The sequence below is a fragment of the Nonomuraea antimicrobica genome, assembly GCF_039536965.1.
Lineage (GTDB): Bacteria > Actinomycetota > Actinomycetes > Streptosporangiales > Streptosporangiaceae > Nonomuraea > Nonomuraea antimicrobica.
The window spans coordinates 1-920 of record NZ_BAAAZP010000292.1 but is presented as its reverse complement, the minus strand read 5'-3'; the positions used below and the strand labels follow the sequence as shown (position 1 = coordinate 920).

The window sequence follows — 920 nt, the reverse complement described above, 5'->3', positions numbered from 1 at the left end:
CGGATGATGCCGGACTTGCCGATACGGGTCGCGTGCAGCTCCCCACTGGTGTCGAACCAGACGAACCAGCACGGGCCGACGAAGTTGCGCTCGCGGAGGGTGAAGAAGTCGGCGGTCTCCTGGTCGAACGGGTTGGTGGTCGCGTAGTGGAAGTCGTCGCGGGCGGCGATGCCCAGGACGGTCTCCAAGTGCTGCGGGGTGCGCACCGCGTAGATGGCGCTGGTCTCGCAGGTGCGGCCCACAGGAAGGGTGTGGCCGGTGGGGGCGTATGCGGTGGGGGCGTATGCGGTGGTGGTCATGGCCGTGGCCTCCGGTGAGGGGGAGAGGAGCGATGGATGCATATCATAATCATAGTTTCTAACTATTTTGATATCAATGGGTGTCTGGCTAAGCCCAGAGGTATATCCGCAGGTCACAATGCCCGCTGAGCGGACCTGTGACCTGCGGATCAAGGCGAGACGAGGGGGAAGTAGAGGGCGAGGAAGAAGCAAGCTGAAGAGCCGTCTGACCCGGCTACGGCTTGATCGTCAGGGTCCCAGCCAGCACCTGCGCGGCAAAGCCGAACACCTCAGCCGCGACCTCCACCGACGGCGGCGGGGCGACGACGTTCGCGTACGGGGTGGTGTAGGCCGGCACAGATACACCGGCGGGAAGGTCGGGCCTCATGTGCCACTTCCAGGAGCCAGGCCCGGCCTCCCACCAACCGAGGTCCTCCTCTCGCGCCAGGATGACGAGCAGCGGAGATGTCCCGTCGGGCCCCCACGCGGGCGTCTCGGGCCGCCGGGCGAGCGCCACCCACGCGCCGTCCTCATCCGCCCCGGACTCCAGCACGGGTAACTCCCGGGCCGCGGCTGCCCCAGTCAGCAGCGCGAGCGGGTTGTCCAGCTCCGCCTTCGAAGCCCGCTGGTAGGCGGCGATCA

The 920-nt window shown here is 67.1% G+C and carries 2 protein-coding genes; both read right to left on the bottom strand.

Translation table 11 applies throughout. The features are described from left to right. A partial coding sequence (locus ABD844_RS52745; protein ID WP_344897855.1) for a hypothetical protein occupies window positions 1-341 on the bottom strand: 341 nt, incomplete at its 3' end. 172 nt (window positions 342-513) lie between these two features. Further along, window positions 514-920: hypothetical protein (locus ABD844_RS52740; RefSeq protein ID WP_344897852.1), on the bottom strand; the 407-nt coding region annotated here is incomplete at its 5' end.